Source organism: Pantoea allii (assembly GCF_002307475.1).
GTDB lineage: Bacteria > Pseudomonadota > Gammaproteobacteria > Enterobacterales > Enterobacteriaceae > Pantoea > Pantoea allii.
Genome location: NZ_NTMH01000003.1, coordinates 239,277 through 264,746, shown reverse-complemented (window position 1 = coordinate 264,746; position 25,470 = coordinate 239,277). Strand labels below are relative to the sequence as shown.

Below are 25,470 nucleotides of genomic sequence, written 5' to 3'. Positions count from 1 at the left end.
TACGTGAATTCTGAACGATGAGCAGGAGAGCGACCCAGTCAGATTAAACGTAGCGTTATTATTTGGGTTCAATAAAATCTGTTTTCAGAAGGGGGGTTTTACGCTATATAACTATGACCTGATGCTCAAAGTGTAAGGTTAGGTAAAGCGGAGCTTTGATATTTCTATAGGCGAATGAATAGGTTATAAAGCTATTAACTTTGCTGGCCTCTTATCTTTACTGTGCGGATCACTCGATGAAGCGTAGAACATCTTTCTTTTTACTTTCCGGCCTTATATTGCTGATGTCCGGCTGCAGTCATCATCCTCGCTCAGACGCTCCCGAGGACACTTCCGCATCGGATTCAACGCAAAACCCTGACTTAATCCCGATTGTTGCTGCACTGCATGACCAAATGCATACCTGGCATGACACACCGTACCAATGGGGCGGAACGCAACTGTCGGGCGTCGACTGTTCGGGCTACGTCTGGCGCACCTTGCATGACCGCTTTAATCTGCCGATGGATCGCGTGACTACCGCCGATCTCCTGCATATGGGTGTTCGCGTCACGCCGGAACATTTGCAGCCGGGCGATTTGGTCTTTTTCCGCATAGGCGGTGGTATGCATGTTGGGTTCTACGATACTGACCATCAGTTTATTCATGCCTCTGCCAGCAAAGGCGTGATTCGTTCTTCACTCGATAATCCGTACTGGAAATCCGTTTACTATCAGTCTCGCCGTCTGACACGTGAATATGGCGCACAGGTGACGCTGAATCGGGCAAGTTAACGGGCTGAACACAGGCATTCTGCCCGAGCAAAGCATGAGTGGGGAAATCAGCCACGCGTCTCACGACAGAATGGTGGCTTATCTCCGCTCACTCCAACCTCAATGTGCCATGTGTTGCAGCCACGCTTAACGGGGCGACGCAGCCGTTATGTAGCAGGTTGGAGTTTCTATTGGTTACTGTAAAGGCGCGCGTTACGCCTGCGGCTCCACAGATGCCTTCGTTTGCAACGCGTTATTTAATGGTTTGTCGTGATGCCCATTGCTCGGGCGTCAACGTTTTTACATCAAACTGATCGCGCGTTCGGCAATAAGTATTCCCACCCATACGACCAATCGCGTCCATAAGGTGCTGATCGATGTGCAGGTTTTCCGGGTTAACCGCATCGCTACGCACATAGACGCCGACCACTTCACCAAGAATAATTTCGCGCGCGGGGCCGACCTGCAAAGTGGTATGTCGGCGGCATTCCAGCGCGGCTGGCGCGGCAAGAATGCGCGGGCTGCATACCTTGTTGCCCGGAACGGTAGCCAGGCCAGCTTCACGCAGTTCATCAACCTCTGGCGCAAATTTAATCGCGCAAACTTCCATTTGTTCGACCAGCGCCTGGTCCACAATATGCACGGTAAATTCGCCCGTTTCACGGATGTTCCGGGCTGTGTCTTTAAAGCGCATATCGGCATAATTTTCGACACCGATAGCAACAATGGCCGGATCGTGAGTTAACACGTTGAAGAAGCTAAACGGCCCGGCATTCGCGTGCCCGTTTTTATCAACGGTAGTCACCAGGGCTACGGGGCGCGGTATCACCGTACCAATCAGTATTTTGTAGCGTTCCCGTTCGCCTAATGACGCGAAATCAAACCAGGTGTGCGAATTCATATCAAACTCCGGCTGCAATACGGTGGGTTTCAAGCGGCGTATGGCGGCTAAGGTTTTCGAAGCCGTCCTGGGTCACCACATAACAATCCCCAATGTTGCAACCGGCCGATAACGGCTCAAGCCATTGGGTGTGCAACACAAACACCATACCTTCCTCCAGACGATCGTAATTGTGAGACGAAATGTTGAAGCTGTTTTGCCCGCCCGCCATGCCGACTGAATGGCCCAGGTTCGGGTTATGTGGGCCATGAGTGGCAGGGTAAACATGCATGAGTTTGCGTCCCTGTGCTTCCCAGTCTGCATCCGGGACATACTGTTGCGGAATTAAACGTGCTTCGCCGTCCGGCATGGGTGACCAGTTATACGGCATGCTGCGGGCTTCGGGTGAGGTCAACAGTCCTTGCGCGATCATGGGCGCAAAGGCTGCATTGTTGATATCGCGCATTAACGCGCCCGGCTTAATGCGTTGCTCCGCACGTTTAACGCCTTCAGTACAGGCGTTTAACACCAGCTCCTGGCGGGCGGTGATATCGCCCACGGCAATCATGCGCGCCGTCTGGGCGGTATAGCCGCGCCAGGTGACATTTGAGATATACAAATTGATCAGGTCACCGGGGCGAACAATATGTCCGTAAGGTTTACCGCAGTGCGTGCCAAACGCATTGATACCAATTTGATAGCCATCGCCGGTCTCACCACCGAATGCCATTTGCGCGGCGGTAAAGGCCGCAAAGATTTCATAATCGGTGATACCCGGTTTCGCCACATGGTAAGCCGCTTGCGTACCGATGCTAATCAACTGTGCCGCCGCCCTGAACATCTCGATTTCACGCGCGGAGCGCACTTTTTGCAGTCGGTCCAGAATGGCGTTGTCTGCAATCCATTGACTGCCGGGTAACTGGATTTCCAGCGACGCCCAGAAAGTCAGGCTGGTACGATCGCCAATTTTGCCAATCTGCGCGCGCGCTAATCCCAACTGACGCAGTATCGCGGCACATTTTTCGGCCGTTTTCACCACCGCGTCGCCGGGACGGTCAGCATATTCACGACCTATTGGCCCAATCTGCCAGATGTCCTCGACCAACAGGGGCTCACCGGCTGGCGGAAGCAGCACTGACTGGGTGAAAAACGACAGCAGCGTCAAGGGCTTATTGTTATCTGTGGGGATGATCAGCACACCTTCGCGCATCCAGTCGCAGATATAGCGAAGATAGGGATTTGACGCATGAAACCAGCCCACGCTGCCTGCGTGAACGATCAGCGCATCGTGTCCGGCCTCTACGGCCTGACGACGGATTTTACGCAGCCGCTCTTCAAACTCCTCCAGCGGCAAGGGCGGCGGGGCGGAAAACGTGAAGTCAGGCTGGAAATCAGCCAATAACGCGCCGATGCGATATCCTGCGGCGGCAGTCGCATGAGTAGTCATAGTGAATCCTTTTTATTTACGGGTTTTGCGGACGCGGTGCCAGTACACGGCGCGCGACCAACATGCCCATCAGGGTTATCGCAATCAGAATGCCGGAGATGGCCGCAACGCGAACATCCAGCGACTCTTCAATCAGTGCAAACATGCGCAGGGGAAGGACTGTGGTGCGAGCGTCAGCAAGAAACAACGTGACCGTGACGTTATCCAGAGACTGGATAAACACCAGAAATGCCCCGGCGGTGATGCCCGGCATCAGCAGCGGCAAGGTGACGCGGCGTAGGGTCATAAACCAGCTCGCTCCCATTACCGTCGAGGCTTCAGCCAGAGAGGGATTCATTCCCTGCGCAACCACAGATGCTGCCCGATACATCAGCGGGCCGAACACCACGATGTGGCCCGTAACCGTTAACCAAAGTGACGGTGTCACGCCAAAAAAGTTGGCAACGATTAAGGCCGCCAGGCCGTAGACCAGGCTGGGCAGCACCAGCGGTGCCAGCAGTAATGGCTCAATGGCATTGACGCTTTTACGTTTCATTCGCGTCATGCCAATGGTGGCGGGCACGGCGAACAGCAGCGATCCCAACACCGCCAACCCGGCAATTTTCAGGGAGTTCCAGGCCGCGATCTGCTCCGTTCCGGAACGAACGGGGTCCAGTAAGGCCTCGTACCAGCGCAGGGAAAATCCCTCGGGCGGATACTTCAGTGTTTGACCGGCGGTAAACGACATCATGATGGCAATAACAATGGGCGCAACCAGATAGATAACGCAAAGCGTGCCAAAGCCATAGACGAACAGGTTATACAGTGCAGCAGGCACCGGGTTTTCTCGATGATTACGCATGGCCGCTCAGTCTCCGGTGGCGTGAAATCATGGTCAGGGCAACCAGCAGGCAGCCAGTAGAAAGCAGCAGCACCACGGCGATGGCAGAGGCCAATGGCCAGTCAAACAGCGTGCCGACTTCGCGATAAATCAGCTGTGGAACATACACATTGCGCGCGCCACCGATCACGGACTGGGTGACAAACGAACTACTGGTGCTGGCGAACACCAGAATCCAGCCGGCCAGTAAGCCCGGGAGCATTAAGGGCAGCAGTACGGTGACGAAAATTCGCCACGGACCTGCACCTGAAACCTGCGCGGCTTCCATGAGTGCGTAGGGAGTCCGCGTCAGAATCGCAATCAACGGCAGGATAATTAACGGCAGATCGATCTGGCACATTGCCAGGACCAGACCCAGCTCGGTAAACATCAGGCTGGTTGGCATGCCGGTGATGCCCAGCGCCATAAGGGCATCACTGACAGGGCCCTGGCGTCCCAGAATGACAATCCAGGCAAAGGTTCGCACCACGTTGCTGGTCAGCATCGGTATCAGCGTCAGGAAAATGATCGCCTGACGCACTGTGCGACCGCTGTGCCAATACAGCAGAGCGATGGGAATCCCCAGCAAAGTCGTCCCAATAACGGTTTCAATGCCCAGTCTTGCGGTATTAAGCAGCACGCGGAAGTTAAACGCATCGCCAAAAAAGCGAGCGTAATGCTCAAGCGTGATACCGCTTTTGGTGATAAAGCTGAATCCGACTAAAACAGCGAGCGGCGTTGCGAAAAACACCACGGACAGCAGCAACATGGGCACCACATACGGAAAGCCGCTCTGTTTCATCACGCCACCTTATCCTGCAACAATCGTATCGAATTTGCGTATCCAGGCATCGCGATTTTTGTTGATCGCGGCCCAGTCGGGATAAACCAGCGAAGGCAGGTCCTGGCGAGTAACGTATGCCGAGATGGCAGGCGTCAGCGCCACATTGTTGTTGGTGGGAAACATTTCTGCTGGCGGTAGCTTGAACTGATCCTGAGCGGCTTGTGAGATAGCGGCATCCATATAGGCATAAACTGCCTCTGCGTTTTTACTGCCTTTGGTCAGGTGAATGTTGACCGGTGCCGCCGGTGTGCCAGTTTTAGGATGCACAAATTCGGCATTCATGCCCAGGCTCTTCAGCCGCGCGACGTTACTGGTGCTGCACATGAATACCGCAATTTCACCTTGCTGGAACAGCGTCATCTGGTGATTGGTGCTGTCGACGATGCTCTTTAGCTGCTCAGGGTGTTTCTGGAACAGTTGAAACACGGCATCCATATCATCTGGCCCTTTGCCGTATATTTTGGCAATTTCGGTATAGGCCATGACGGCGGTGTTTGAGCCAAACCCTGTCCAGGAGACCAGCCCTTTAAACCTGGGATTCTCAAACAGATCGGCATAGCCGTCCGGCCTCGGTACCATATCGGGATTGTAGGCAATGCCGTTGACTTCCACGGTCACCGTCGGCCCGTATTCTCCCTGAAAACTTTTATCGAGCAGGTGCCAGTTTTTCAGTCGTGAAGGATCGATTTTTTCAATCAAATTATTTTGCAGGGCAACGTCAGTTTGCCCCGGAGACATCAGCAGTGCGTCATAGGGCGGATTGCCAGGGCTGGCCATCACTTTCGCGAGCTGGTCCTGGGCCATCGCTGGCGCAATCGTCAGGCCAATGCCTTCTTTCTGCAGCATCGGTGTTAATACCGTGCGATAAGCGTCCTCCCAGTTGCCAGGGAAGGTGGCTACCACGGCTGATTGCGTATTGGCTGCCAATGCCCGTAACGAAAGCGGCAGCAGTGAGGCTGCCGTCGCCCCGGCAATCAGTTGACCGAACCGACGACGACTGATGTTAACGTCTTTCATAGTTTTTCCTTCTTATGCGCTTAGGATTGCGGTTCTGCCGGAAAGGCATGGCAGCGTGTGGTATTGATCTCGGCGAACAACTGCGCGCCGGGGCGAAGAAGCGGGGTACCGGTACCACGCACTTCAGACGCGCGCAGGCTGCCACCACAGGGAAGCGTCATCTCGTGGAGCAACGTCGGGCCCAAAGGAACTGACACGCTCAGCGTGACCGGCTGCGTGTTTTCGTTGGGGTGCGGCATCAGGGTGATGTCTTCTGGTCGGCAGGTGATGATGACCTTAGCGCCCAGAATAAAGTTGAGTCGCCTGGGCAGCCGCAGCGTCATGTCGTCAGGCAGGCCAATTAAGGTGGTATCGTTGTCAAAGCGCAACACCGTGCCCGGCAATTGGTTGGTTTGACCGATAAAGGTGTTAACAAACAGCGTGCTGGGCTGGTCATAGACCGCCATCGGCGTATCAATCTGCTCGACGTTCCCCTTGTTCATGAGCACCAACCGGTTCGCCAGGCTCTGGGCTTCCTCTTGATCATGCGTGACGATCAGCGTGGTGATACCCAACGTTTTTTGCAGGTGCAGCAACTCAACCTGGAGATCAAACCGCAGGGCGCGGTCGAGCGCACCAAAGGGTTCATCAAGCAATAATAAAGAAGGGCGGCCGGCAATGGCGCGGGCAACAGCAACACGCTGCTGCTGTCCGCCCGATAATTCGCGCGGCAGGCGATTGCCGTACTCTTCCAGCCGCACCAGCGTCAGCATCTCTTTCACGCGCGCTTTGCGCTCAGCGCGCGACATCTGCTGACAGGACAAGGGATAGGCGATGTTCTCAGCCACGGTCAGATGCGGGAATAAGGCGTAGTTCTGAAACACCATGCCAATACCACGGGAGCGCGCTGACATTTGCGCAAGGTCCTGATGACCTAACACGATTTTGCCTGCTTTGGGTTGAATCAGTCCGGCAATGGCGCGCAAGACGGTCGATTTACCGCACCCGCTCGGCCCAAGCAGCGCCACAATTTCACCCGGCTCAATGGTGAACGAAATATCACTGATAGCATTACTGCTGCCGTAACTGTGGGTAAGTCCATGAACGCTAAGACGTTTACGTTCTGATGTTTTAGGCATAGTTGACATAGTGCTTCCCTGGTACGGCATCGTTTAATGGAACGATCAAGTCGATGTGAGGAATTTTGCAAGTGGCGTGCCAGCCTGAAATACAGGGGGAGGCGAAAAAGCACAATACGTTGATTATTAATGTAAATTATTTTCATTAACTTATTCGTATATATTTGCGAATATCTTTTATTCAATTTTTATTCATACATAATCGATCAGCATTCACTTTTATAGTGCGAAACTTCCTTAATTTGGTGCAGCCTGATGTCATTTTATGCCACCGCCGCAGCAGGGCTTGTTAACGGCAAAGGCGGTAATCGCGCGAGAATGCAGGCTGTGCAAGGGATTGAGAGAAGAGTAACGAAAAAAATTCCGTACAGAATTAATCGGAAAATAATTCGCAAAAATATGCGAATGTTTTTAATTTACTTTTTAGTTATTTGCATCAGGGGGTTAGCCATAGCTGTACCTTGAGTGGCATGAGGCTTGCACGCAACAGCCTACAATGACATCTAAAGGGTTCGTCTATGAGATTGGGAATTGATGGGTTAAAGCTGCCGGAGGCAAAAAAACGAGGTCCGCTCGCCAGCCTGGATCATGTGAAGGATCTGGGGCTGAGTGGCATTTTTTTCAGCACGCTGCTGGATATGAGCCCACAGCTCGATATCGCTGAACTGCGAGACATCCGGCAAAAGGCTGATGATTTAGGCCTTTACCTCGAAAGTGGATTAGGCAAAATTAATCCCTATTGCAGCGCTGAATCACCCGAATTACGTGACATTGGCGACGGCGATATCATCGCAGGGTTAACGCGGATGATTGAATCGGGGGCAGAAATTGGCTGCCGAGAGCTTTGGGTGTCACCTGGCAATTTCAAACCGGCTTATCGCGGTCGGCTGGCGGTCGATCGCTTTCGTACAGATGTCACCTGGGATGAGCAGCTTAGCGCCACAGAAAAAGTGCTGCGCAAACTGGCGCCGGTGGCACGCGCTAATGGCGTACACATGAACATAGAAACCCATGATGAGATCACCTCATTTGAGATTCTACGTCTGATTGAAGCGGTCGGGGAAGATTGTCTGGGCGTGGTGCTTGATACCGCCAACATGTTGCAGCGTGGGGAACATCCGGTCTGGGCAACGCGCCGCCTTGCGCCCTGGATTCGTCAGACGCACATTAAAGATGCCTATATTGGTCGGGCGGAAGGCGGGCTTGATTTCCAGCCGCGGCCATGCGGCACGGGGATAGTGGATTTCACCGCCATTCTTACCTTACTGGCGGAAGTGAATCCTCAGCTAAACCTCTCGCTGGAAATAGCCCGATCGTCAGACGATCAGCGTCGTGATGCAAACCCACGGCAATGCATCCAGATTGACGATCCTGTCTGGCGGGCAGGTCATCCGGACCTGACGCCAGAAGAACTTGAGGCGTACTTCGCGATGCTCAATGCGTATGAAAAACGGGTAATGGCAGGTGAAGTGGCTGACTTTGAGTTTTATGAAACAGCGAACTACGGCTATCCCAGCTATCAGTATCAGTCCTACGGTTTTGAACAGGCGATTGGCTTTATTCAACAATCCTCTGAGCATATCCGTGCGGTATGTGCCCGACTGAATATTGTGCTTGGCTGAGGTTTGCGCAGCGAAATTATTACAGAGATAGTACAATCCGGTTTTCAACAAGTGCGATAGCGGCTTGATGCCTGCTATTGCCTGACAAGGAACAAGAGATGAAAAAAACGCGCAGTCGGGCAGGTGCGGCAGTTTCTGGCACAGCGTTGACAGGTGGGGAAGGTCATGACGATGTTTCTGAGCGCATCCGTGCCACCCTGGCGGCGGCCATTGGCGAAGGTGCACTCAAACCGGGAAGCAAAATTCTGGAAGAAGCCATAGCCGAACATTTTGGCGTCAGCCGCACTGTGGTTCGCGGTGCTTTAGGCGTTTTAGAAAGCGATCACCTTCTGGAGCGTAAGCGCAACCGTGGCACCTTTGTTGCTGAGCCGGGCATTGAAGAAGCAAAAAGTCTTTTTGAAGCGCGGCGTAAAATCGAAGGGCTGCTGCTCGAAATGGTTTTACGGCGAGCCACGCCAGCCCAACTGGATGCGCTGACGGCGTTAACCGACGAAGAAGAGCACATCCATCAGCATGGCGATGAGAAATCCAAAACCGTTTTATCCGGTAAGTTCCATCTTGTTTTGGCGGAGTTGGCCGGCAATCCCGTACTAACCGAGATGTTGTCGAAAGTTGTGGCACGGTTATCGTTGGTGATGGCGTTATATGAAGAAAAGCACAGTGACGATTGTGGTGCTGACCATCACCGCATGATTGTTCAGGCACTGAAGGATAACGACCTTAAACAAGCTCAGCATTTGATGGAACATCATCTGTCGGACATTGAAAGCCGCGTCCGCTTAACGGCAGGTCAGGGCGACCGTCACTCATTTATGTCGGTGCTGGAGAATTTTTCCTGACAAACTTGTCGACGCCGAGGCAACCGCACTCAGTCTGATGTTGGTTTGGGGCTTAATCGAGAATGACGTTATCCGGGCTGGAACTGAGCATGGCCTGGCAACAGGCTGATTTTTCACGGTAACGCGCGGCAGTGAAAACAGATCGGACAGAACCAACAAAACGCATGTCGGGTAAACGTGGCGAGGTTACTGTGAAAAAACGTAGCAATGGCCAGACTCAAACTGGCAACGCTACGTGAATTCTGAATAACTCGCAGGGGGATTATGCGCCAGTTTTCGCGTAGCGCGATCGATTTGGAATGCGCTTCAAGACATAAAAGTGCGCAGGTGAGGAGCCAGTGATGCCGGGGAGTCATCTGAGTACGTAATTAGATATCTTATTTAACATAATATACATTATGCGCACTTTAATATGGTGGGCTTTGACAGGTTCATCTTACGTCTTTTATGTCTGCTACGGCTTTTCAGGATCTGAGCCCGTTTTGCATCTCACTGCTTTTGTCTGATGACGTTCCTCTCTCATGCCGTCTTCAGGCCACCATCATAAAGACCTGTGCTGCTATGCTGCATTTCTATTTAATCAGACAACCCAATTTGAATGATGATCAACGACCACATCTCTTGTGCTGCGACTTATTTTCATCACCCCAAACGCGCATCAATTTCGTTTTTAGAAAACGTCTTCATCGAGAACTCACAGTGCTTTCCATAAAGACGGTCATCCACGTCTCACTTCGCTTTTCGAAAACGTCTCATGGCAGAACTCACGCTCAGTTCCGTCATGCCGCGTCGTGATATGTTGTCAGGCTCAGTTGCTGAAGCCTGCTCAGCTGCAAACTGACGCCTGTAAAAAACTGACGCTGCTACGTGAAAGTTAGCGTACTCAGGTGCCGCATTCCCCACAGAATCCACCCAAATCGATCACGAAATTTTGGCTGTCTGGTGTCGACATACAGATCATTATCAGGAAAAAATCAGCCCGTCGGTAATCACAATTTCGTCATTCATCTTCAGTCGTGCCTGAGGTTGAGATGTGATGCGTTGGCAGCTTACACCGCCAGGGCGTGCAATGAAGAACAGCGCTGCCCTTTTCTTCTTTATCCTGATTAAGCCGTTTTGACCAGACCCGGTTAACGACTTTATCTCTGTTTTGTTTAAGCCTGCCGCAGGCTCTGCTCGAACATCGCCAGATTTTCCCGCGCTTCCTTGTACTGATAAGACGTCAGCTCAATCTGATTTCCATCGGGATCGGAAAAATAGACGGACATCGACACCCAATGATCGCTGACGCTGTAAGGTATTGATTGCGTGACCAGGACGTGCAGTAACTGACTGAAAGACGATGCATCCAGGCTAAATGCCACGGTATGACCTGGCGACTGATGCGTTCTTAAAAACAGCGAAATTGCGGCATCGTTATTTTTCAGGACCAGCGGACCGCCTTGCGAAAACCAGAACAGTAATGTTTCATCGCGCGAAAACCCCAGTACCTGCTGATACCAGTGTTCTGCCTTATCCAGGTCATGTACATAAATGTGCACGTGGTCGATCTTGAGTAAGTTCACTTTCACCTCAATGGGCAGGCGTAGAGAGAACCAGCATTAAACAGATTATTTGTTAATGCAAAAAATCGCGCATCAAATAGCACTTAATTTAACATAATTAAGACGCAATGCTTTAACGCCCCGTTATAGTTTTAATGTAGCGATAACAGAGCGCAATTATTTTAGAATAAGGATCTGCTTAATGAACGTCGGCGACGGTTTCCCCCGCAGCCTGACAATACGGTAATTCAGGCAGACCCAATTAACTAATTTAAAGCAGGTAGGAAGGCGATTTGTTGGTGAACTGCGTTATACAGTCATCTAATATTTGCTGCGTGACTTCAGTCACTTTGGCATAACTATGCGCCCGCCATTGCGGCAACGTATATTGCGGCGTGCTGGCCGTACTGCCGCACACAATACTGGTATAAAGTGACTTGCCATCTTTATCTTGCGTTGCGCGGGATAAGGCTGTCGTCATGATAAGCTCATAGTTATCATCGCCACCGGCAAGGTTTTTATAAATCAGCTTCCATGTATATGGGCTAATTTTCACTGCGTCCGGGTATTTTTTGGCAGGATGTTTATCCATTTATCCACTTAATAACAGCGCCATTGCCAACAGTGAATAATTCCCTTTTATCATCATTCTCAATCAATCTATTATTGTATGTGGAATGACTATCGGCGAGTAGACAGGAAGCTTTAATTAAATATGAAATATAATTTATGTATTCAACGAAGTTAATTCGATGCTGCCATCACCACGCCCTGCTCTTCCTGATACAAACCGCGCGGCGATGACGGTTATTTTGAATATATTTTATACAACCGTTCTCATTTTATTCAGGTCTGTTTCAGGGTAGCAGACGCAGGATATTGGCAGGATAAATCGTGTCGGCTGTTTCACTGAGTGCCTTGATGGTCCACCAACGTGCGCTGGCAATAACTGACTTCTCATTTTCACTCCAGCCCTGCGTGTTAATCTCGTCACCCGAGACAGTGACAACATAAAAACGCTCGTGTGCCAGAACACATTCACCTGAGGGCAGCGTCATCTCAAACCTGCGCTCACCCACGGACGGACCAACCTTCTCCTGACGTATACCGGTTTCTTCATAAAGCTCTCTGACCGCTGCCTGCTCGAAGGATTCACCCTCCTCTACGCCACCGCCGGGCGTCGCCCAGTAGGCATTGCCTGCCAGCGCATCCTGTTCCTGTTTATGCACGAAACGAAACAGCAAAACGGCATGGGAAGCATTGAGGATCAGTAATCGGGCCGAACGACGAGTCCGCATGTCATCTTCCTTTTTGATTGGGCCAGAAGCGCATTTGTGCGTTCTGGCCTGCCCTTGTCCATCAACTGGCGCGCAAAAAATCCTGCCAGCGACGCGTCAGATAGTTGTGTTCATCCATCACGGCGTTCCACACGGCAATATGGCTCATGCGCTGTTCGTAGCTTCCTCCGTCACGCACTTCACCTTGCGGAATCAACGGTGCGCCCCAGGCATCCAGCAGCACCTCGCTTGCCGGCTGACCGCCATACCAGAAGTCCCATTCTGCCGCAGACAGATGCGCCCGGCTGCGCTGCGCGTTGGAAATATAGTAACCCTGTCGCGCCATGACAGCGCCCGGCCAGCCGGATTGCCACCAGTTTAAATAGTCATAGGCCGCGTCTTTGATTTTGCCGGTCGCGCAGCGCGAAAGCGACATGCCGCCATACCAGGCGCGATAACCTTCTCGCGGGCGTGCCATTTTATAGCCGCGCTGATGAAAATGATGACGGAAATAGATGGGCGCCCAGAGGCTCTGCACTTCCACCTGCTGGTTGGCGATAAGGTCGCATGCCTCGTCCTGCGAGGCCCAGAATGCCGCGAAATGCCCATTGCGATTAAGGCGAGCCAGTTGCTGAGTCAGCAGATCAATCTCTTCAAGCGTAAGATTACCTGGGTTGGCAAAACGCGCCAGGCCAGCGCCCTGCATGGCAAGCGCGGCATCAATGCCGCCCATTGCCGCATCTTCCTGTAAAGCCACCTGCCCCGTCAGCGAAGGATGCAGGAGCCAGCCCCAGCTCTCCTCCTGCTGCTGCAACGCCGCGGGCAGTCGGTCGGCGTGATAAGCAAAGCTGTCTGCATTGTGCGTGAGCGGCAGCATACTGATGTGATCGCTGGCATGGCTGCCCAGATGCATATCGCGCTGCACATACAGCCGTTCAGAAGGCACGCTGCCATCGGCCAGCGGCAGATCCGGACGTAACCTGCCGGTTTTCGCCAGCGGGGTAATTTCATCCCAGTATTTGAGACGTTTGATTTCCAGCGGCTGGATGGCCCGGGCAGGCCAGACAAAATCGATGTTGTGAAACCACTGATCGTACAGGTCATAACTCTCCGGCTGCATGACGGCAATGCGTTGCGCATCTTCCACGCTGTGCAGCAGGTATTCGATACGAATGCCCAGATCTTTTTCGGCCCTGACGCGCAGCATTTCCAGCAGCGTGACGGAGGTGCCGAGTACGCGTAATGTCAGTTGATCGTTGACTTTGGCTGCAGAGTTCATCGTTTTACTTATCCTTTAACGCCTGCTGGAAGCGGTTAAACCCTTGTTTCAGCCGTTCTGCGTCGAGTCCGCGCAGAATAAAAACCAGCTTCGATGTTTCTAAATCCCCCGGCCAGTCATTCATGTGTACCGGCGGATGTAACGTATGCTGAACCCCGTGGATCACCACCGGCGCACTGCTGCCGCTGAAGCGTAAAATGCCCTTCATTCTTAGTACCGATTGTCCATGGCTATGTAACAGCATTGACAGCCAGATAGCAAACGCCGGCCAGTTCAGTTCGTCTTCCAGCGTGATCACGCAGGTTTGTGTCAAAGGGTGATGATGCGTCTCCTGTCCGGTCAGACTGTACGCGGCGCTGCCCACGGCACCGAGCCAGCGAAACCGCTGCGCGTGCGTGCCTTTTGCCAGGCGCAGCGCAAATAACGCCTCAGGTTCGGCTAGCGCCTGCGCTGTGTCACTCAGTTCCGCCATGGGGTTTAAACCGGCAAGCCAGCTCTGCAGCGCCATCATCTCGTGGTGATCAATACGATCGCGTTTGCTGAGCAACAGTTTATCGGCCGCACTGACCTGGGCTAACCATTCCGGCTGATGGGCCGACTGCAGGCGAGCGTGTTCGGCATCCACCAACGTGACCAGCGTTCCCTGACTGAAATGGTGCTTGAGTTGCGCATCGTGCAGTAACGTCGACAGAATGGGCGCGGGATCGGCCAGACCGGTGGTTTCGAGAATCACCTGGCTAAACGGCGGCAGTTCGCCGCGGGTACGGCGTTCATACAGATCCAGCAGGGCCGTTTTCAGTTCACCGCGAATCTGGCAACACACGCAGCCGCTGGGTAACAGCACCGTATCCGGTGCCACTTCATTTAACAGATGGTGATCGATGCCAACTTCACCAAACTCATTAACCAGCAGCGCCACATCGTTGAGATTTTGATGCGTCAGCCAGCCTTTCAGCAACGTGGTTTTCCCACTGCCCAGGAAACCGCTCAGGATATGCAGCGGCAGTTTTTCATGTTTCATAGCCGCTCCTTTTTGGGCCATCAGAGCGCCGCCAGCCAGGTTTCATCCAGCGGATCGAGGGTGCGTTTTGTCATCTTCTCCGCTTCTTTCCACAGCAGGTCCAGCGAGCTGACCATGACCTGCTGTCCGGTCGGGCTGGACAGCACCCAACTGGTGTGAAATCCCGTTAAGCTCAGGCGCCAGGGTTTGAGTGCCCGGTTAAGCAACGCCAGTTGCTTCAGACGCAGCTGGCGCTGGGGCAAGTCGTTTTCCAGCGCGTCGCTCCACTGCGGGCCGTTATCCAGTAATCCACACATTCCACACATAACCAGCTCCTTAGGGCATAACATCGCCGGAATTAGGCCCCAGCGTCTGACCGACAAACAGATTGCCGCCCGGCTCGCTGGCGAGTAGCAGCGCGACCGGTGCCACCTCTTCTGCCCGTCCAAAACGCCCCAGCGGCAGCTCAGCGGCCTTGGCGGTTTTCCATGCCTGATTGATGCCATCAATCAGCGGGGTTTCGATCGGTCCCGGCGCAATCGCGTTCACCAGCACATTGTCTGAAGAGACCTCCAGCGCCAGCGATTTGGTAAAGCCGATTACGCCCGCCTTCGCGGCGGCGTAATGGCTCAGTTCGGCACCGCCTTTGATGCCCAACTGTGACGCAATGTTGATTACCCTTCCCCAACGCTGTGCCAGCATCGAAGGCAGCGCCCGCTGGGTTGCCAGAAAGACGCTGCGCAGATCGACCGCCATCATCTGCTCCCACATCGCCAGCGTGATGTCGGTGCAGCGGGCCTGCGTCAGCATCCCGGCATTATTAACCAGAATATCAATCCCGCCGAAGCGTTCGAGGCAGGCATCCACGCCCGCCGTCGCCCCGTCCACCTCACCGACATCGGCCACCACGCCAAAGCACGGCGCGTTCAGCGCGCCACAGCGCGCGACCATCGCCTCCAGTTTGTCGCCGTCGCGGTCAGTCAGTATCAGCTGCGCGCCCTCCCTGGCAAACAGCGTGGCAATGGCGGCCCCGATTCCGCTGGCCGCGCCACTGATCACACAGCGTTTGTTTGCTAACTGCATACTCTCTCCTTAATCAGGCCAGCGAACGGTCAGGCCGCCATCGACAATCAGGCTTTGCCCGGTGAGATAACTGCTTTCTTCGCTGGTCAGAAACGCAATCGTCTTTGCCACCTCCTCGGCCCGACCAACCCGTCCCAGCGGAATCGCGCGAGCCGCCTTCGCCAGCCCTTCCGGGCCAAGCGAATTTTGTTTGTCCAGCGACTGCGGCGTTTCGATCAGGCCGGGGATAATCGCATTACAGCGCACGCCGCGCGTTGCCAGTTCGACGGCCAGTGACCGGCAAATGCCCGGCACGGCAGCTTTGGCGGCGGCGTAGTGCGCATGTTCCTGCCAGCCATAAACCCCGCCCGCAATCGATGACACGGCAACCAGGCTGGCCCCGGTCTGAAGATGCGCGGCGGCGGCGCGGAACAGCCGCATCACGCCTGTCAGATCGACATTCAGCATCTCATCCCAGTGCGCATCGCTCATCTCATCAATCCCTGCGCGGCGCAGAATACCGGCGTTGGCGACCACGTAGTCAAGCCGACCAAAGTGCTGCACACCCTGGGTGATAAACGCATCGACTGAGGCGGTTGAAGCGACATTGAGCGGCAACCAGAGCGCATCGCCGCCCGCCGCTTCAACCTGCGCGGACGCCAGCGCCGGATCGTGAGGGTCCTGCGGGTAGTAACCCGCAATCACCCGCACGCCGCGTTGCGCATACAGCGTTGCCAGCGCCAGACCAATGCCGCTGGCCGCGCCGCTGATGGCGGCAACCGGTGTTCCCTTATCATTCTGCATGTGCTGTCCTTAAGCCTGAGGCTGGGTAGAAGCGGTAGCGACCTGGCTATCCCGTTGCGTCACCGGGCGGGCAAACAGAATGATAATGCCCGAGACAAAACACGGCACTGCGCCGAACCACAGCGCGGCTTCCTGCCAGTGTCCGCCCTGGCTCAGCACCGAGGTGGTACCGACACCGGCCACGATAGCGCCCACGGGACCCATCGCCATGATCAGTGCGCCAGCGGTGGCGCGGATGGCCGTCGGGAAGCTTTCACTGATAAAAAACAGGGCCGCCGCATAGGGGCCGATCAGGAAGAACAACCCTACGCTGTACAGGGCCACGATGATGGCAAAGTTGTCCGGACAGAACAGCATGGCGGCAAAGGCAATACCGCCCAGCATCCAGCCTCCGGCGATGGTGTTGCGGCGACCAATGCGATCACCGAGCCAGCCGTGTGCTAAATAACCGCAGTAGCCCACCAGGTTCGAGAGAATCAGGATCAGCAGCGAGTTATTAAATGACACGGCATGGGTTTTGGTAATCACCGTGGTGCCCAGAACGCTGAAGATCTGAATCGCGAACCAGTTCAGCAGGATAGCAATGCCCAGCACGAGCGTAGAACGCAGCGCCGTTCCCCGAAACGCCGAGGCAAAACCTGACTTAGGCTGATCTTCATAAGGCACTAAATAATCCGCGGCCACCTGACGCGCATCCTTATCATTACCCTGCTCGCGCAACGTTTTGATTTTTTTCTGCACTTCAAACTGTGGCGTTTCTTTGAGCCGGAGTGCCAGCAATGCGATGACTAACGAAGGACAGGCGGCAAAGATAAAGCTGCCCTGCCAGCCGATGATCGGCAACAGGATGGCGGTCAGCGCTGACGCGACCAGCGCACCCACGGGCCAGCCGCCCTGCACCAGGCTGTAAACGAAGCCCTTGCGTTTATTGAGCTTGGGATCGTCCAGTGCGCTGTACAGCTCGGACAGATAGGTCGCGTTTACCGTCTGCTCTGCGTAACCCAGACCGGCCACGGAACGGATGGCGGTTAGCGCGCCCTTGCCCCATAAGCCGCCTATCGCGGTCAGCAGCGAGCACAGCGCGGCGCCTCCGACCGTGATCACAATCCCCATGCGCCGTCCCAGCCTGTCAACCAGTGGGCCGATGGCCAGGGCGATTACCGCCCCGCCAAAGGCCACCCAGGTGGCAATCTCTGACTGCTCAACTTCACTCCAGCCAAAATGTCCGCCGATTTCCGGCAGCAGCGTGCCGAAAAGGATGAAGTCGTAGACGGCAAAAATCCAGGCGAAGAAGGCAATCCATGTGGCGAACTTCACATCCCTGATGGTTAACTGCTGCGGCTGCCAGCCATTTACAGATTTTTTTTTGTAGATGCTCATGTCGCGATCGCTCTGCTAGATAAAGGAAAAAGACTTAACGCGGTTTGCGCGCTAAGAAGTCGTCTGCGATTTCGTCAAAAGTGACAAATCGCACACCCTGGTGGCTTTGGATGTACTTGATCAAACGTTCCAGCATCAGCAGAACCTGCGGGCGGCCTGAAACGTCGGGATGGATAGTCATGGTAAACACGGCGTAGTCATTTTCGCGGTAGACCCAGTCAAACTGGTCGCGCCAGATCTCTTCCAGATGACGAGGATTAACGAAGCCGTGGCTGTTTGGCGACTTTTTGATAAACATCATTGGCGGCAGATCGTCGAGATACCAGTTGGCGGGAATTTCCACCAGATCGGTCTCTTCACCGCGCGCCAGCGGTTTCATCCAGCTGTCGGGATGCTGGCTGTAATCAATTTTGGTCCAGCTGTCGCCAACGCGAACGTAGTAAGGATGAAAGTCGTTGTGCATCAGGCTGTGGTCGTACTTAATGCCTTTTTTCAGCAGCAGTTCATTGGTTACATTGCTGAACTCCCACCAGGGCGCAACGTAGCCTGTCGGGCGTTTGCCAGCCAGCTGGGTGACCAGCTCAATACTGCGGTCCAGCACGGCTTCTTCCTGCGCAGGCGTCATGGCGATGGGGTTTTCATGGCTGTAACCGTGCACGCCAATTTCATGACCCGCATCTACCACCGCTTTCATCTGCTCGGGAAAGGTTTCAATCGAGTGACCGGGAATAAACCAGGTGGTACGTAACTGGTGCTCGGCAAACATTTTCAGCAAACGCGGTGCGCCTACTTCGCCGGCAAACAGGCCGCGTGAGATATCGTCCGGGGAGTCTTCACCCCCGTACGAGCCCAGCCAGCCCGCCACCGCATCGACATCCACACCAAATGCACACAAAATTTCTTTAGCCATGATTCATTCCTCTGGAGGAGTTAAGCGCAGACAGACGTGTCTGCTGTGAACGTGCCTGCTACCGTGCTGGCAGCATGAAGAAGCCGGCGATCTTCGCCAGCAGGAAGGGAAAAAAGCAGGCTGGTAGGCAGCCCGTCCGAATCGGTTCCGGTCGGAAAAGCGATACCCGGCATGTCCAACAGGCTGCCCGGCATGGTTAACCGCAACGTGGCCAGATTAGTGTCGGCAAACAAGGTGCTGTCACGCATCAACGGCGCAAGTTCCGGTGCGGTATGGGCGACGGTGGGCGTAATCAGCACCGCGCCATCCAGCTCTGCGGCGAGCGCCTGTTGCCACTGTTTACGCTGGGTAAGAAAGGTCGTGAGAACCGCCGGGTCCTGATGGCTGGCGGCAAGCAGTCGGTCGCGTACGCGCGGGTCCATTACCTCCGCGTCAGGCGAGGCTAACAGCTCGCGATGCAGCAGCCAGGCCTCACGTCCGCCCGGCCAGCCGTTGTCTTCAATCCACGCCAGCGCCTGGTTAAAGGCCGCCAGAGGCGCGCGCTCGATGTCAAATCCGGCAGCCGTCAGCTGCTCTAACCGGCGATAACCGTTGTCGCGTACCGCGGGTTGGCATGCGGCCAGTAAGGCGTCATCGAAACGAAAATGCGGTGCGGGAAAACGCATCTTTTCCCGTCCGCACAGGATGTCATCCAGGGCGATGGCATCACGCACGCTTCGGCAAAGCGGTCCGACCGTGTCCAGCGACTGCGCCAGAGGATATACGCCGTCCATCGCGTAACGGTGGCGGCTGGCGCGATAGCCAATGGTGCCGCTGAATGCGGCGGGAATGCGTATTGAGCCGCCGGTGTCGGTGCCAAAGGCAATGCAGGCCAGCCCTTCGGCGATTGCCCGTCCGGCACCGCTGGAGGAGCCGCCCGGCGCATAAAGGTGCGGCGTGTTTGTACGGATGCCCGGCGTGCCAAAATAGGGATTTAATCCCAGGCCGGAGAAGGCAAACTCACTGAGATTGGTTTTACCCAGCGTCACCAGGCCTGCAGCCGAGCACTGGGCCACCAGCGCCGCGTCCTGCTGTGCGACAGGGACATTTTTTCGCGTGGCCGATCCGGCGGTGGTCTGGCTCGACTGAATATCGAACAGATCTTTCCAGGCCACCGGAATGCCATCCAGCGGACTCAGTGGGCGGCACTGCTGCCAGCGCAGAGTTGAGGCTTCAGCCTCGTCGCGGGCACGCGCGGCGGTTATGGCGATAAAGACAGAGTTGGCGTTTTCTGCCGCCTTCAGGCAGGCCTCGGTAAACGCCAGCGGTGACAGACGCTGTTGTGCATAGAGTGCACTGATGCCCAGTGCATCAATCTGACCAGCCATAAATAACTGACGAACGTTTTCGGCCTGCACGCGATCACCTTTAAATGTATATTACGTTTCAATGTACATTTGAAGATAGCAATAACGGTGCCAAAAAAAGCACTGTTAAGTTGCATAATTGTGATCGTGTCGATCATTAAAAATAAAAAATGAGTTTATTCAACTACTTAATTATCGTTGTTTAATTTTTATTACGGCATAGCAGAATAAATGGCGCGCCAACATTAAATGTATTAATTTATAAATGATCCATTATTGGGCGCAGTGCACTGTATCAGTGCTGCATCAGTGCTGCGCTGCGCAGGCATCGGGAGTCGTGTCAGGTATGCTAATGTGGCTGGCAGGACGGGGAACTGAAGATGACACAATGCAAAACAAGGTAAATGGGACTGACATGGACGAGGCAGGTTCTGCGCGTTACGAGAGTATCCGGCAGGTTTTACTGAAGGTTTTTCAGCAGGATGGCGTGCCTGAGGGGCTGGTATTACTGGAAGGTCCCCTGGCGCAGCTGTTTGGCACCAGTCGTGTTCCCGTCCGGCGCGCGTTAAGCATGCTGCACGAAGAAGGCTGGATTGCCCGCTTTGAAGGGCGAGGCTTTATTGTTGCACGTGATAATCAGGAAGTGGAGCCTCTCCGCATTGCGCTGACGCGGGAGTTGTTCGGCCTTGAACAGCGCGATGAACTGGTTGATACCCGCAGCACGGGCGAAAAAGTGCTGGAGAACCTGCAAGGTATTCTTTCTACCGCCATGGTCTTTGGCTGCTATCAGGTTGATGAGCTGGGCGCCGCGAAACATTACAACACCAGCCGCGCGGTAATACGTGAAAGCCTGATGCGCCTGCGTGATAAAGGACTGGTGGAAAAAGAGCCCTATTCTCAATGGCTGACAGGGCCGCTAACTGCGCGTGAGCTGGCCGACCATTTTGAGATCAGAGCGAACCTGGAACCTGCGGCATTATGCAAAGCGGGCGACCGGCTCAGTGTGGCCTGGCTTAATGAACGACTCGATAACGTCCAAAAGTACCGAGGCAAACAGCTGAACCCCGCTGAACTCGAAACGTTGGAAGAAGATCTGCATATACGCTGCCTTGAACCCGCCGGAAATAAGCTGATGATGCAAATTTTGCGGCAAAATCAGTCGCCGTTTATTGTCACCCGCATTTTTTATGATCTGCTCAAAATTCCCGTCGACAGCGCAATGCTTGATGAACACGGTCTGGTTTATGAGTTTTTGCTGAAACGAAACTGGGCGCTGGCGGCGGCCTGTATGCGAGACCATCTTGAGCGGGCGCAGGTCAGGACGTTGCAGCGTCTGAAAGTGTTGTCGGTATTACCGGTGCCTGAATTGCCGGTATTTATGGAGCGCCAGTAAAAATGAAACTGAGAGCCAGATAAACATCAGGCCGGCCTGGCTCCGGCTGCCGCGTTAAATAATCTGCGCAATTGTCGGGTGTAATCGTAAATTATCAGCCCAAAATCGCGTTGCCTGTAAAAATGCGGCTGTAGCGCCGCATTATCGATATAGCGATGAATCCTGCGGCAAGCCCTTCACGTGAATACACCGCGCGTAACCTGTCCGTCTTTCACCTGACAGCGCTTGTGTTAAGAAGACTTAATGTAATTGTTAGCTTATAATAACTTCGCTTTTCAATAACACTAACAAAGCTGCAGCCTGCTGAGACGGATCTCACGCCATTTTCCTTATATGTCGGGAACCCTTTTCAGTATCGCCAGATAATAAACAGCTTGTCCCTCCCACCGACAGTTAGCGAGCTTATTATTGTGAATAAATTAACGGCATTGAAAAAAGGATATGCAAAGGTCTTTTTATGGCTTTTGCTCACGCTGTTTTTAACCCCTGCTATTACGTTGACGTTTGCCAAATACGGCAGCAACGAACTCGACAAAGAATATACGCAAATCTTTATCGATGATGCGCGTGCGCAAAATCAGAATGTGGGGAAATTAACGCGTTTCCTGCAAGCTAATCCCCCATCCACTGTTTGTGGCCCTGTCGCCGACGATCTGCTCGACTATAAAAATGCCGTCTGCGGCCCGGGTTCTGAGCTGTCGCAATTTTATCTCATCGGCAAAGTCGCCTTGTGGACAATGGTTTTCAGCGGCGTCATTTTGCTGATGATTTTAGTGTTTAGCGCCCTGGCCTTTAAAAGCAGACAAGGACAGTTACTCAGTCTCAGGCTCGCACGTCCTTTTCTGATGCTGGCGTGCTCGTTGCAGGTGCTGGTACAGGGCGGGATGCTGGTATGGCTGTCGTTCTGGGGCACCGCCTTTTTCACGCAAAAATACTATCCAAAGCTGGTGCTGCTGGTCGCACTGCTGGTTTTAGCCGGTATGTATTACATGATCAAAGGCATCTTTAAAAAGCTGCCGCCGGAGGACAGCATTGAAGGCGACGTGGTGACCCGTGAAGCCGCCCCTGCGCTCTGGGCGCGCGTTGATGCGCTGGCCGCGAAGGTCGGCACCCCGTCACCGGATCACATCATTGCCGGGATCGATACCAACTTCTACGTGACAGAAGCCCCGCTGAGCGTGAATGATCAGCCGCTGCAGGGCCGAAAACTGTATGTGAGTATTCCCCTGCTGCGTCAGCTCAGTACCGCACAAGCGGATGGCGTCATGGTGCATGAACTGACGCACCTGCATGAAGGCGATACCGCGTCGGGTGCACTACTGGGGCCGAAGCTGCACCGGTTTGATATGTACACGCATTTGATGAGTGAGAATCTGGCAACGCTTATCGTTTTCTATCCGCTCTATCTGTACCGGCTGTTTTTTGAACTGGCCTGGCAGCGCAACAGTCGTGAACGCGAATTTGTCGCGGACCGAAATGCGGCAACGCTGGTTTCCTCGTCGGCGATTATCGAATCGCTGATCAAAATCTCAGCCTATGCCAGCTATCGCTATGAGGTGGAGCGTAAGCTTTTTGAGAATAAAACGCTGTATGAGAATGAACCTGGCATCAGTCAGGCGATCGCAGCCGGTCTGCCTCACCATGTTAGTTCTTCCGATTTTGTCAGCGCGATGCGCGAACAAAACATACCGCATCCGTTTGATTCGCATCCCCCGCTGTCTGAAAGGATGCGCAACGTTAACTATTCTGTGGAAGATGCAGATTATGCCGCTATCGCCGCGACCTCACCGGCAGACAGTTGGGTCGATCTGATCCCCGTAGCCGATCAGATTGAACAACAGCTCTGGCAGAAATATGAGCGTGACTTTACGTCGCAACATGAAGAGAGCCTGGCCTGGCGCTATCAGCCAACCGGTGAAGAAGAAACGGCGCTGGTCTTAAAGTACTTCCCGGATGTGCCCTTTACGCTCAAGGATGGCTCGCAGTTGACCATTACCTGGCAGGGCATTGTGCAGCCACAGTCCGCCGGGCTGCTGGAATGGGATAATGTCAAAAACATCAACGTCCTCCGCCAGTTCGGCAGAGATATTTTGTATGTGCAGCATGTCCAGCCCAATGCGCAGGGCAAAAAGCGCAGCAAAATCCGCTTATCGGGTCTGAAAAAAGAGATTGAGAACGTTAAGCACTCACTCAACTATTACTGGCATCGTCACCAGACCGTGCAGGCGCTGAAGGCACAGGAACTCGCCGAAAACAGCCAGGGCACGGCGTAACCTCACCCGTCGCTGGCGTGCTGGCGACGGTTTTATTTCCCGCCTGCAAACAGCGGTTGCCGGTCAGGTTCAGCACGAACCCGTTATCGGCCTGTCGCCGCGGTTGCTTCGACCTCCAGTAACACACCGTAGTGAAGTTCAGGAACGGGCACGATGGCTCTGGCGGGTTTCCACGCGCCAAGCCATTGTGCATACAACGTATTAAATTCCGCCCAACGTTCGACATCGACCAGATAGACTCTCACCATCACCAGATGATGCTTGTCCAGGCTTTCCTGCTGCAGGCAGGCCTCCAGGTTAGCCATTACCTGCAAAGCCTGCTCGGCAAACGACGCGGTGCTGAGCATTTCGCCCGCTGACGTAACCGGCAACAGGCCGGAGATAAACATCATCCCCGACGCCAGAGCATAATGTGAATAGTGGCCCGGATGCGGTTTGTCGTGGATATCGTGCGCGTGTATCACTGGTTGCATCTTTCCTCCTTACATCATACCAGGCTTTTTCATGCTGCTCCCGTCACGGAAACGGGAATAGCGGAACGCGGCAGGATCGACAATCGGTGCGTCTCCGGTCACCAGGTCCGCCGTCAAACGTCCCGCACCGGGGCCAATGCCAAATCCATGACCGCTGTAGCCGGACGAGAGGATAAGTCCCGGAAGCTGCGGCACGGTTGAGATGACCGGAATGTCGTCCGGCATACAGTCAATCACGCCGCCCCAGGCCTGGCTGACACGAAGCGATGCCAGCGCCGGAAACTCGTTGCCGATGGCTGCCAGCCCCTTTTCGACGACGCCGTCAGAGACCTGCGGGTCCAGTACACGGGTTTTCTCGAAGGGTGAAATGCCCTCCATGGACCAGCTCGCCCGCGACTCTGGGCCTGTTAAGAAGGACGCCAGCCGGATTTTGGTTTGAAGATTTAAGCGGCGAGCTTTGTATAGCGGGAAAAACTCGCGGGCATAGCGTAATCCCTGAAAGCCCGGTTCCAGTCGTCCGGTTCCCGACAGCGCAATGGTATATCCGCCGTCCAGTCGTGGACGACAGGCAAAAGCATCCGTGTAAAAAGGCATGGTGATGAGTTGCTCTACGGGACAGGTACGAAACGCACTCCCAATCACGTTACCGGCCGGTAGATCGATGCCGTGACGGCGACAAAACAGCGATGTCCAGGCACCGGCGGCGCACACTACGCTGGCGGTTTTTATCAGCCCGCGTTCTGTGATCACCCCACTGACGCGCCCTGCCGAAATATCCAGACCGCGCACCGCACAGCGCTGAAACAGGAGTGCGCCCTTTTTCACGGCGGCTTCCATCAACCCCGGCGCGGCTAACGCCGGATCGGCGTGACCATCATCAGGTGAATGTACCCCGCCATTCCAGGCGGTGGTACTGCCCGGCGTCATGGCTTTGGCCTCGGCGGCACTGAGCATCCGACTGCGAATACCGTACTGCTTCGCCATTTTTCCCCAGTTATCCCAGTTGCGGATATCTTTTTCCGTCCGCGTGGCATAGACCAGCCCGCTGGCACGAAACCCCACGTCCATGCCAGTTTCGTCACTCAGCGCATGCCAGCGTTGCAGGGCATGCATAATGAGCGGAATTTCCCGTTCGTCGCGGTTAAGCTGACGGCACCAGCCCCAGTTACGGCTTGACTGCTCTGCCCCGACCAGGCCCTTTTCGATCACGGCAACCCGATAGCCTTTTTGCGTCAGTTCCCAGCAGGTGGCTGCCCCTGCAATTCCTGCACCGATAATCACCACATCCACCGAATCGGGGAAATGGATACTGTCCTGAACAAGTCTGAGCGGTGCGGGCATAGTCTGTGCT

24 protein-coding genes are annotated in these 25,470 nt (G+C 54.4%); 5 read left to right on the top strand and 19 right to left on the bottom strand.

All coding sequences use genetic code 11. The annotated features are described in order from the left end of the window. The first annotated feature begins 236 nt into the window (after positions 1-236). Positions 237-773, top strand: coding sequence for a C40 family peptidase (locus CMR03_RS02035; protein ID WP_063879641.1), 537 nt, complete (start codon positions 237-239; stop codon positions 771-773). A 232-nt stretch (positions 774-1,005) separates the two neighbouring features. Here the strand turns inward: CMR03_RS02035 and CMR03_RS02030 are convergent, their stop codons facing one another. The 6 genes from CMR03_RS02030 to CMR03_RS02005 are packed head-to-tail and all read right to left on the bottom strand — an operon-like array spanning position 1,006 to position 6,926. Next, positions 1,006-1,653 carry a flavin reductase family protein gene (locus CMR03_RS02030; protein ID WP_063879642.1) on the bottom strand — a complete coding sequence of 216 codons (648 nt, stop codon included), beginning with the start codon at positions 1,651-1,653 and terminating at the stop codon, positions 1,006-1,008. Position 1,654: 1 nt separating this feature from the next. After that, positions 1,655-3,079, bottom strand: a complete 1,425-nt coding sequence (locus tag CMR03_RS02025) for a M24 family metallopeptidase (RefSeq protein WP_096010601.1) — start codon at positions 3,077-3,079, stop codon at positions 1,655-1,657. 16 nt (positions 3,080-3,095) lie between these two features. After that, on the bottom strand, positions 3,096-3,920 hold the full coding sequence (locus CMR03_RS02020) for an ABC transporter permease (RefSeq protein ID WP_063879644.1): 825 nt from the start codon (positions 3,918-3,920) through the stop codon (positions 3,096-3,098). Beyond that, on the bottom strand, positions 3,913-4,740 hold the full coding sequence (locus tag CMR03_RS02015; protein ID WP_096010600.1) for an ABC transporter permease: 828 nt from the start codon (positions 4,738-4,740) through the stop codon (positions 3,913-3,915). The genes CMR03_RS02020 and CMR03_RS02015 overlap by 8 nt, the downstream gene beginning before the upstream one ends. A 9-nt stretch (positions 4,741-4,749) precedes the next feature. Continuing rightward, positions 4,750-5,799, bottom strand: a complete 1,050-nt coding sequence (locus CMR03_RS02010; protein WP_096010599.1) for an ABC transporter substrate-binding protein — start codon at positions 5,797-5,799, stop codon at positions 4,750-4,752. A 20-nt stretch (positions 5,800-5,819) separates the two neighbouring features. Beyond that, complete coding sequence (locus CMR03_RS02005) at positions 5,820-6,926, bottom strand: ABC transporter ATP-binding protein (protein ID WP_096010598.1); 1,107 nt, start codon at positions 6,924-6,926, stop codon at positions 5,820-5,822. Positions 6,927-7,435: 509 nt separating this feature from the next. Here CMR03_RS02005 and CMR03_RS02000 point away from each other — a divergent pair. Next, positions 7,436-8,539 carry a sugar phosphate isomerase/epimerase family protein gene (locus CMR03_RS02000; protein WP_096010597.1) on the top strand — a complete coding sequence of 368 codons (1,104 nt, stop codon included), beginning with the start codon at positions 7,436-7,438 and terminating at the stop codon, positions 8,537-8,539. 98 nt (positions 8,540-8,637) lie between these two features. Further along, positions 8,638-9,378 (top strand): GntR family transcriptional regulator, encoded by a 741-nt coding sequence (locus CMR03_RS01995; protein ID WP_063879649.1) that lies wholly within the window; start codon positions 8,638-8,640, stop codon positions 9,376-9,378. A 1,154-nt stretch (positions 9,379-10,532) separates the two neighbouring features. Here CMR03_RS01995 and CMR03_RS01990 read toward each other — a convergent pair. From CMR03_RS01990 to CMR03_RS01940, 11 genes are all read right to left on the bottom strand, one after another. Next, entirely contained in the window at positions 10,533-10,943 is a 411-nt protein-coding gene (locus CMR03_RS01990; protein WP_096010596.1) for a VOC family protein, read from the bottom strand. A gap of 250 nt (positions 10,944-11,193) precedes the next feature. Continuing rightward, complete coding sequence (locus CMR03_RS01985) at positions 11,194-11,514, bottom strand: hypothetical protein (protein WP_096010595.1); 321 nt, start codon at positions 11,512-11,514, stop codon at positions 11,194-11,196. A gap of 265 nt (positions 11,515-11,779) precedes the next feature. After that, complete coding sequence (locus CMR03_RS01980; RefSeq protein ID WP_096010594.1) at positions 11,780-12,220, bottom strand: NUDIX hydrolase; 441 nt, start codon at positions 12,218-12,220, stop codon at positions 11,780-11,782. Between the two features lie 61 nt (positions 12,221-12,281). Beyond that, entirely contained in the window at positions 12,282-13,478 is a 1,197-nt protein-coding gene (locus CMR03_RS01975; protein WP_063879652.1) for an ABC transporter substrate-binding protein, read from the bottom strand. 4 nt (positions 13,479-13,482) lie between these two features. Beyond that, on the bottom strand, positions 13,483-14,499 hold the full coding sequence (locus CMR03_RS01970) for a CobW family GTP-binding protein (RefSeq protein WP_096010593.1): 1,017 nt from the start codon (positions 14,497-14,499) through the stop codon (positions 13,483-13,485). Positions 14,500-14,519: 20 nt separating this feature from the next. Next, on the bottom strand, positions 14,520-14,804 hold the full coding sequence (locus CMR03_RS01965) for a hypothetical protein (protein WP_063879654.1): 285 nt from the start codon (positions 14,802-14,804) through the stop codon (positions 14,520-14,522). 10 nt (positions 14,805-14,814) lie between these two features. Further along, positions 14,815-15,561: an SDR family NAD(P)-dependent oxidoreductase gene (locus CMR03_RS01960; RefSeq protein WP_063879655.1), complete on the bottom strand. Its 747-nt coding sequence runs from the start codon at positions 15,559-15,561 to the stop codon at positions 14,815-14,817. 9 nt (positions 15,562-15,570) lie between these two features. After that, the gene (locus CMR03_RS01955) at positions 15,571-16,344 is read right to left on the bottom strand and encodes an SDR family NAD(P)-dependent oxidoreductase (protein ID WP_096010592.1); all 774 of its coding nucleotides are present in this window, start codon (positions 16,342-16,344) and stop codon (positions 15,571-15,573) included. 9 nt (positions 16,345-16,353) lie between these two features. After that, positions 16,354-17,724: an MFS transporter gene (locus tag CMR03_RS01950; RefSeq protein WP_063879657.1), complete on the bottom strand. Its 1,371-nt coding sequence runs from the start codon at positions 17,722-17,724 to the stop codon at positions 16,354-16,356. A gap of 34 nt (positions 17,725-17,758) precedes the next feature. Beyond that, positions 17,759-18,634, bottom strand: a complete 876-nt coding sequence (locus tag CMR03_RS01945) for a polysaccharide deacetylase family protein (RefSeq protein ID WP_063879658.1) — start codon at positions 18,632-18,634, stop codon at positions 17,759-17,761. A gap of 20 nt (positions 18,635-18,654) precedes the next feature. Next, positions 18,655-20,031 carry an amidase family protein gene (locus CMR03_RS01940; RefSeq protein WP_096010591.1) on the bottom strand — a complete coding sequence of 459 codons (1,377 nt, stop codon included), beginning with the start codon at positions 20,029-20,031 and terminating at the stop codon, positions 18,655-18,657. 295 nt (positions 20,032-20,326) lie between these two features. On the opposite strand from CMR03_RS01940, the gene CMR03_RS01935 reads away from it, so the two are divergent. Both CMR03_RS01935 and CMR03_RS01930 read left to right on the top strand, forming a co-directional pair. Continuing rightward, positions 20,327-21,373, top strand: coding sequence for a GntR family transcriptional regulator (locus CMR03_RS01935; RefSeq protein ID WP_096010590.1), 1,047 nt, complete (start codon positions 20,327-20,329; stop codon positions 21,371-21,373). A 410-nt stretch (positions 21,374-21,783) separates the two neighbouring features. Continuing rightward, a complete protein-coding gene (locus CMR03_RS01930; RefSeq protein WP_244181281.1) occupies positions 21,784-23,646 on the top strand; it encodes a M48 family metallopeptidase in 1,863 nt (620 codons plus the stop codon). 83 nt (positions 23,647-23,729) lie between these two features. Here the strand turns inward: CMR03_RS01930 and CMR03_RS01925 are convergent, their stop codons facing one another. Further along, positions 23,730-24,119, bottom strand: coding sequence for a RidA family protein (locus CMR03_RS01925; RefSeq protein WP_096010588.1), 390 nt, complete (start codon positions 24,117-24,119; stop codon positions 23,730-23,732). Positions 24,120-24,128: 9 nt separating this feature from the next. After that, the gene (locus CMR03_RS01920) at positions 24,129-25,460 is read right to left on the bottom strand and encodes an NAD(P)/FAD-dependent oxidoreductase (RefSeq protein ID WP_096010587.1); all 1,332 of its coding nucleotides are present in this window, start codon (positions 25,458-25,460) and stop codon (positions 24,129-24,131) included. Positions 25,461-25,470: the final 10 nt, after the last annotated feature.

Excerpts from the sequence above, each read along its gene's own strand:
- CMR03_RS02035 (WP_063879641.1), top strand. The coding sequence starts at position 237 with ATGAAGCGTAGAACATCTTTCTTTTTACTTTCCGGCCTTATATTGCTG.
- CMR03_RS01920 (WP_096010587.1), bottom strand. The coding sequence starts at position 25,460 with ATGCCCGCACCGCTCAGACTTGTTCAGGACAGTATCCATTTCCCCGAT.
- CMR03_RS01925 (WP_096010588.1), bottom strand. The coding sequence starts at position 24,119 with ATGCAACCAGTGATACACGCGCACGATATCCACGACAAACCGCATCCG.
- CMR03_RS02000 (WP_096010597.1), top strand. The coding sequence starts at position 7,436 with ATGAGATTGGGAATTGATGGGTTAAAGCTGCCGGAGGCAAAAAAACGA.
- CMR03_RS01980 (WP_096010594.1), bottom strand. The coding sequence starts at position 12,220 with ATGCGGACTCGTCGTTCGGCCCGATTACTGATCCTCAATGCTTCCCAT.
- CMR03_RS01985 (WP_096010595.1), bottom strand. The coding sequence starts at position 11,514 with ATGGATAAACATCCTGCCAAAAAATACCCGGACGCAGTGAAAATTAGC.
- CMR03_RS01995 (WP_063879649.1), top strand. The coding sequence starts at position 8,638 with ATGAAAAAAACGCGCAGTCGGGCAGGTGCGGCAGTTTCTGGCACAGCG.
- CMR03_RS01955 (WP_096010592.1), bottom strand. The coding sequence starts at position 16,344 with ATGCAGAATGATAAGGGAACACCGGTTGCCGCCATCAGCGGCGCGGCC.
- CMR03_RS02015 (WP_096010600.1), bottom strand. The coding sequence starts at position 4,740 with ATGAAACAGAGCGGCTTTCCGTATGTGGTGCCCATGTTGCTGCTGTCC.
- CMR03_RS01945 (WP_063879658.1), bottom strand. The coding sequence starts at position 18,634 with ATGGCTAAAGAAATTTTGTGTGCATTTGGTGTGGATGTCGATGCGGTG.
- CMR03_RS01965 (WP_063879654.1), bottom strand. The coding sequence starts at position 14,804 with ATGTGTGGAATGTGTGGATTACTGGATAACGGCCCGCAGTGGAGCGAC.
- CMR03_RS02005 (WP_096010598.1), bottom strand. The coding sequence starts at position 6,926 with ATGTCAACTATGCCTAAAACATCAGAACGTAAACGTCTTAGCGTTCAT.
- CMR03_RS02030 (WP_063879642.1), bottom strand. The coding sequence starts at position 1,653 with ATGAATTCGCACACCTGGTTTGATTTCGCGTCATTAGGCGAACGGGAA.
- CMR03_RS01970 (WP_096010593.1), bottom strand. The coding sequence starts at position 14,499 with ATGAAACATGAAAAACTGCCGCTGCATATCCTGAGCGGTTTCCTGGGC.
- CMR03_RS02025 (WP_096010601.1), bottom strand. The coding sequence starts at position 3,079 with ATGACTACTCATGCGACTGCCGCCGCAGGATATCGCATCGGCGCGTTA.
- CMR03_RS01975 (WP_063879652.1), bottom strand. The coding sequence starts at position 13,478 with ATGAACTCTGCAGCCAAAGTCAACGATCAACTGACATTACGCGTACTC.
- CMR03_RS01950 (WP_063879657.1), bottom strand. The coding sequence starts at position 17,724 with ATGAGCATCTACAAAAAAAAATCTGTAAATGGCTGGCAGCCGCAGCAG.
- CMR03_RS02010 (WP_096010599.1), bottom strand. The coding sequence starts at position 5,799 with ATGAAAGACGTTAACATCAGTCGTCGTCGGTTCGGTCAACTGATTGCC.
- CMR03_RS02020 (WP_063879644.1), bottom strand. The coding sequence starts at position 3,920 with ATGCGTAATCATCGAGAAAACCCGGTGCCTGCTGCACTGTATAACCTG.
- CMR03_RS01960 (WP_063879655.1), bottom strand. The coding sequence starts at position 15,561 with ATGCAGTTAGCAAACAAACGCTGTGTGATCAGTGGCGCGGCCAGCGGA.
- CMR03_RS01935 (WP_096010590.1), top strand. The coding sequence starts at position 20,327 with ATGCTAATGTGGCTGGCAGGACGGGGAACTGAAGATGACACAATGCAA.